This window comes from Bradyrhizobium sp. 62, assembly GCF_023073035.1.
Taxonomy (GTDB): domain Bacteria; phylum Pseudomonadota; class Alphaproteobacteria; order Rhizobiales; family Xanthobacteraceae; genus Bradyrhizobium.
This window is the reverse complement of sequence record NZ_JADPIT010000023.1, coordinates 137,023-143,107: the sequence shown is the minus strand read 5'-3', so window position 1 is coordinate 143,107 and position 6,085 is coordinate 137,023. Positions and strand designations below refer to the sequence as shown.

Annotated in this window: 4 protein-coding genes; 2 read left to right on the top strand and 2 right to left on the bottom strand. The window is 65.6% G+C overall.

Annotated features, from left to right (window positions below):
• Window positions 1-55: 55 nt before the first annotated feature.
• Both IVB47_RS24270 and IVB47_RS24265 read right to left on the bottom strand, forming a co-directional pair.
• Window positions 56-1,033, bottom strand: a complete 978-nt coding sequence (locus IVB47_RS24270) for a tripartite tricarboxylate transporter substrate binding protein (RefSeq protein ID WP_247465002.1) — start codon at window positions 1,031-1,033, stop codon at window positions 56-58.
• A gap of 97 nt (window positions 1,034-1,130) precedes the next feature.
• Complete coding sequence (locus IVB47_RS24265; RefSeq protein WP_247464999.1) at window positions 1,131-2,066, bottom strand: DMT family transporter; 936 nt, start codon at window positions 2,064-2,066, stop codon at window positions 1,131-1,133.
• A gap of 93 nt (window positions 2,067-2,159) precedes the next feature.
• On the opposite strand from IVB47_RS24265, the gene IVB47_RS24260 reads away from it, so the two are divergent.
• On the top strand, window positions 2,160-2,561 hold the full coding sequence (locus IVB47_RS24260; RefSeq protein ID WP_247464993.1) for a DUF1330 domain-containing protein: 402 nt from the start codon (window positions 2,160-2,162) through the stop codon (window positions 2,559-2,561).
• 222 nt (window positions 2,562-2,783) lie between these two features.
• Complete coding sequence (locus IVB47_RS24255) at window positions 2,784-5,975, top strand: adenylate/guanylate cyclase domain-containing protein (RefSeq protein ID WP_247464990.1); 3,192 nt, start codon at window positions 2,784-2,786, stop codon at window positions 5,973-5,975.
• Window positions 5,976-6,085: the final 110 nt, after the last annotated feature.

Genomic DNA, 6,085 nt, shown 5'->3' with positions numbered 1-6,085 from the left:
CCGGGACAAGCCCGGCCATGACGGAGAATGCGGAGGGCGCGGCTTTCGCGCGCCTCTACTGCTTCTCGATCCCCGCCTCGCGGATCAGTTTCTCCCACAACACGAGCTGTTCGTTCACGAACGTGCCGAGCTGCTCCGGCGTGCCCGAAAACGCGTCCATGCCGAGGGTGGCGAGCTGAGCCTTGATCTCCGGCTTCTCGACGATCTTCCGGATCTCGGCGTTGAGCCTTGTCACGATCTCCTTGGGCATGCCGGCGGGGCCAAAATAGCCCTGCCACGACGAGATGTCGAAGTCCGGCACGCCGGCCTCCTGCATCGAGGGCAGGTTCGGCACCAGTGACGAGCGGTCCTTCGTCGTGACGGCGAGCGCGCGTAGCGCGTTGCCCTGGACATGCGGCAGGCCGGTCAGGATGTCCACGAACATCATCGAGACCCGGCCGCCCATGACGTCGTTGAGCGCCGGCGGCGAGCTCTTGTAGGGCACGTGCAGGAGATCGAGCCCGGCATTGTGCGCGAACGTCGCACCCGACACGATCGCCGACGACGAGCCCGAGGCATAGCTCAGCTTGCCCGGATTGGCCTTGCCGTACACGATGAGCTCGCCGACCGTCTTGGCCGGCACTTCCGGGTGGATCACCAGCATGAAGGGCAGGTCGCCGGTGCGCGCGATCGGGGTGAAGTCCTTGACCGGATCATAGGTCAGGCTCTTGAGCAGATAGGGATTGGCCGAATGCGTGGTGTTGGTGGTCACCAGCAGCGTGTAGCCGTCGGGGGCGGCGCGCGCGACATAGGTCGCGGCGATCATGCCGTTGGCGCCCGCCTTGTTCTCGATGACGATGCCGACGCCGAGTGCCTGCGACAAATGCTGCGAGATCAGCCGCGTCGTGGTGTCGGTGCCACTGCCGGCCGCGAACGGCAGCACCAGCGTGATGTTGCGGCTCGGATAGTTGTCGGCCTGCGCAGCGGACGCGGCGGCGAGACAAAGGACGGCCGTGCCGATGGCACGCAGGTTTCGGATCAACGCTGAAAGCATGTCGGTTCGTTCCCTCTTTTTTCGTTGGCGGGGAACCTAGCGTCTCCTCGTCGAAATCGGAAGGCGCGAGTTTGTCGCCTCGTCTCGCGGTGCGGAATTACTTCACCGCAGAGCCCTGGCGCGAGGCGATCACGACACCGGCGAGCACCAGCAGGTAGCCGATCAGGTGGAATGGCTGGATCTTTTCGCCGAGCAGCACGATCGCCATCGCCGAGCCGAACACCGGCACCAGATGGAAGAACGGAGCGGCGCGGTTCGGGCCGATCAGCGCCACACCTCGGTTGAAGAACAGATAGGCCAGCGTCGAGGGAAAGATCAGGATGTAACCCAGCGTCGCCAGCGTCACCCCGTCGAGTTGCAGGACGCGGCCGCTCCAGGCCTCCCAGATCGCAGTCGGCAGCAGCATCGTCGCGCCGCAGCAGGTGGTGAAGGAGAGAAAGGAGAGCTGGTGGATCTTCGGTCGCCGCGGGATGAAGGCAGAGTAGATCCCGAACGCCACCAGCGAGGAGGCGAACATGATGTCGCCCCTGTTGAAGCTGATGCTCGCGAGCGCGGCGAGATCGCCGCGCAGGATGATGATCAGCACGCCGAGAAGCGAGATCCCGATGCCGGCGAGCTGCGCACCGGTCAGCCGCACGCCGAATAGCACCAGCGACCACAGCGCCACGAACAGCGGTCCGGCCGACTGGATCAGCAGCGCGTTCAGCGCTTCCGTGTACTGCATCGCCCAGTACGAGATCGCGTTGTTGAAGGCAAAGCCCACCAGCGACAGGAACAGCATCAGCGGCAGGCTCTTGCGCAGATTCGGCCAGTCGCGCTTCAGGTGCGGCCAGGCGAACGGCAGCAGGATCAGGAACACGCCGAACCAGCGGATCGTGGTCACCGTCAGCGGCGGCACATGCGCGCCGACGTGGCGCGCGAGCACGATGTTGCCGGCCCAGAACAGCGAGCTCAGGCTGAGCAGCAGATAAGGCTGGTTGTTGAGCCAACTGGCCGGATTGGAGGCCGGTGGCGCGGGCGAAGCGATCGTCATTGGCGTTGGATACGAGCTTGCGCCGGATTTACGTCGTGACACAAGACACGCGGCCGCAATGCTACAATGCAGGCGTGACCAGAGGAGGCAGCATTGGCGGTTAATATGTTGAACATCGACGGCCTGGAGCGGCTCGATCGGCATGCACCGGTGGTGATGCTGAACCTGATGCGCTTCCACGCGCGCTCCGGCGACGGCGACGGTTCCGGCTGGGACGCCTATCTGCGCTACAGTGCGGTCACAGTGCCGATGATCAAGGCGCGCGGCGGCACGCTGCTCTGGACCGGCGACGCCAAGGCGGTCGCGCTCGGCCCCCACGATGGCAACGACTGGGACTTCGTGGCGCTGGTCTACTATCCGAGCATCGCGGCCTTCCTCGACATGATGAAGTCGGAGGCCTACGAGCGTGACGCCGATCCGCACCGGCGCAACGCCTGCGCCGAGCATGTGATCGTTGCGACGGAGCAAGCCTACAGTAAATTCAGCGCCGGCTGATCCTGCCGGACTCACGGACTAAGTGTGCGTGTTTCGATGTTTTTTTGCAACCTTTGGGCGCGACTTCGACGCAGTTGCGCGCCAGATGTGAACTATTCGGTTGCCTGAGGGTGCCAAAGATGGTGCCTTTGGCCGGTGAACGCGGATGACCGGCATTGCAGGCTAGGCATAACGCGTTGCGGTGCTGCTTCCTCCTGGTCGACTTGCTTCGTTGGGGATCAGATGCTCTGTGAGAGTTGTGGCGGTGACAATCCGGCGACCAATCGCTTCTGTCACGGCTGCGGTTCGGCTCTGCCGATGGCCTGCTCCGCCTGCAATCATCTCAGCCCGCCCGGCTCGGGTTTTTGTGGGGCCTGCGGCGCGGCCCTGAATGCCGCGAGCCGACCAATCCCGGCAGCGGCGGCGCATTCGACGAGGCCGCTTCGGGGCGAGCTGAAGCAGGTGACGGTGCTGTTTGCCGATCTCGTTAGCTCGACCGAGATCGTTGCCGACCTAACCGCCGAAGATGCCATGCAGCGTCTCAAGCCCGCGCTCGATTCCATGTGCGACGGCGTGGAGCGGTTCGAGGGCACGGTGGTCCGAACTCTCGGCGACGGCATCCTCGCCTTCTTCGGCGCACCGCGCGCGCAGGAGGGCCACGCGCTGCTGGCTTGCGAGGCGGCGCTGGCGATCCGCGACACGTTTCGTGCGCGAGACGATGCCATGTCGGTACGCATCGGCCTGCATTCCGGCGAGATCGTCGCGGATGCTCCGCTCGTCGACACGGTCACCGAGCACGGCGCTTACGGGCTCACCATCCATCTGGCGAGCCGGCTGCCGACCAAGGCGGAACCGGGTGAGATTTGCCTGACCGACGAGACCTACCGTCTGGTGCGCTCGTTCTGCGACGTCGGCCCGCTCGGCCGTCACCGCCTGCGTGGCGTGCCGGAGCCGATCGAGCTGTATCTTCTCAAGAACCTCAAGCCGGCGGTCGCTAGCCAGCAATTCCGCGGTGTCGCCTTGGCGACGTTCCGCGGGCGCGAGCGGGAGATGGCTCTGCTGCAGCGGACGTTGGCGGCGGTGGAGATCGGCAGCTCGCGCGTCACCGGCATCGTCGGCCCGCCGGGGACCGGCAAGAGCCGGCTGTGCTACGAGTTCGCTGAATATTGCCGCGCGCGCCACATCCCGGTGTTCGAGGCCCGCGCGCAGCCCTATGGCACGGCAACGCCGCTGCAGCCGGTGCTGGAGTTTTTGCGTTCGACCTATTTCAACGTTTCACCGGACGACGAGCCTGATCTGGCGGTGAAGCAGATCGCCACGCGCCTCGCCGAGCTCGGCTCTACATTCGAGGCGGACCTCTGGCTGGTCTGCGATTTCCTCGGCATCAGGCACGTCCAGGGCCCACCCTCCTGGCTTGGTCCGCGCGCACGCAACGTTCGTCTGCTGGACATCGTCCGGCACATGATTCGCCAGCGCGGCGCGTCGGCGTCGGTGATCATCATCGAGGACCTGCATTGGCTCGATCAGGCGAGCGAGGAATTCGTCGCAACGCTCGTTGACGCGGTGATCTCCACCAAGACGGTCCTGATCGTGAATTTCCGGCCGGCCTATTTCGCGCCTTGGATGCGCGAGCCGCTGTACCAGCAGATCGAGCTCGCCGAGCTCTCGCCGACGGATACGGACGATCTCGTCAACGAGCTGCTCGGGCCGGGGGACGAGCTGTCCGAGGTACGGCGGCGCGTCGCCGAGCGCAGCGGCGGCAACCCGTTCTTCGCTGAGGAGCTGATCCGTTCCCTGGTCGAGCATCTGGCCATCGTTGGCGAGCAGGGCGGTTATCGGCGCGGCATTTCCGGTGTCTCCGACGTGCTGCCGCCGACCGTGCAGGCCGTGATCGGAGCGCGGATTGATCGGCTGGCGCCCGGCGATCGCGACCTCCTGCACACGGCCGCGATCATCGGCAAGGAGTTTCAGCTCGCGGTGCTGCAGAGCGTCGCCAGCGTGTCCGCTGCCGAGCTCGAGGCGACGCTGGCCCGGCTCTGTTCCGGCGAGATGCTCCAGGCGCGCAGCGGCGAGGACGGCCAAGGCTATAGCTTTCGCCATCCCCTGATTCAGGAGATCGCCTACTCCACCCAGCTCCGCGCGCGGCGCAGCCTTCTGCACGCGCGGGTGGCGCGCGCGATCGAGCAATTTTATCCGGAGCGGCTCGAGGAGTTTTCAGCGCTCCTGTCGCACCATTTCGAGCAGGCCGGCGAGATCGACGCCGCCGCCGAATACGCCGCGCGCGCCGCGCGCTGGATCGGCTCGACCAGTCCGGCAGAAGCGATTCGGCATTGGCACAAGGTGCGCGCGCTGAAGGGGGGACAGAAGCGTAGTCTGGCGGGCGATGTGCTCAGGATCGCGGCCAGCAGCCAGATCGCTTGGCTAGGCTGGCGCGAGGGCATGACGTCGGAGGACGCAAAACCCTTCATTCAGGAAGCGTTGGAATGGGCGCAGGAGATCGACGATTCCATGATCCCGCTTCTGCTGTTCGTCGAAGGACGGATCGCGGGTGCGAGCGGCGGGCAAGCCGATGCCTACGTCAACACCGTCAGGGAAGCCTTGGCGCTGACGGAATCGCGACAGCTTACCAGCCGCGCCGCGACGCTCAATGCCTCGCTCAGCCAAGCCTACGGCTGGGCCGGCCTTTTGCGCGAAGCCCTGGCGGCGAGTGATGCGGCGCTCGCCGGCGTTCCTGGCATCACCGACTTCGAGCACCAGTTCCTTGGCTACAATGTCGAGCACTGGATCTTCGGCCTCCGCGGCCGAATCCTCGTTCGTCTCGCCCGTTTCGACGAGGCGCGGCGGTGCTTCGATCGAATTCTCGCCATCGATCCGACGCTGATCGATCCGACGGTGCAGTTCATCGCCCATCTTGGGTCTGTCGATCTGGCCTGGTGCCTTGACGATTCCGCGATGGCCTCCACCCATGCCTGGCGCGTGATCGAACTGGCGACGCGCCAGGCCAGTCCCTATTTGCGCGCCTATTCGCTTGCCTGCATCGGCACGGCGCAGGGCATCGCGCAGAACTATCAGGCCGCAATCCTGTCGTTGACGGAGGGCGTCGAGTTCGTGCGCGCGGCGCGCGTGGCCATGGAAATCGAACCAGAGATGCTTGCGAGCATCGCCGACTATCAGCTTCGTTCCGGCGCCCACGCCGCGGCCGTCGACAAGGCGCGGGAAGCGATCGCGGTGGCGCAGGAACGGCACGCCCGGCTGCCGGAATGCCGCGCCACCATCGCGCTCGCCGCCGCGCTGGCGGCGAGCAACAACCCGGATCACCTCGGCGAGGTGGCCCTCCTCGTCGATCGGGCCGAGGCCCTGATCGAGCTGACGGGGGCGGGCATTTACCGGCGGCTGCTGGAGGAGACTCGACGACGGCTGTCGGTCGGCGCGTGAAGGCTAGAGTTTCCGCACGATGAGCGTGAACTCCATCAATCCATAGCCGTCGTGCACCTCTGCAATGGCATTGAACCGGCTAGCACAGTAGCGAGCCCAGGATGCGGTGT

Excerpts from the sequence above, each read along its gene's own strand:
- IVB47_RS24270 (WP_247465002.1), bottom strand. The coding sequence starts at position 1,033 with ATGCTTTCAGCGTTGATCCGAAACCTGCGTGCCATCGGCACGGCCGTC.
- IVB47_RS24255 (WP_247464990.1), top strand. The coding sequence starts at position 2,784 with ATGCTCTGTGAGAGTTGTGGCGGTGACAATCCGGCGACCAATCGCTTC.
- IVB47_RS24265 (WP_247464999.1), bottom strand. The coding sequence starts at position 2,066 with ATGACGATCGCTTCGCCCGCGCCACCGGCCTCCAATCCGGCCAGTTGG.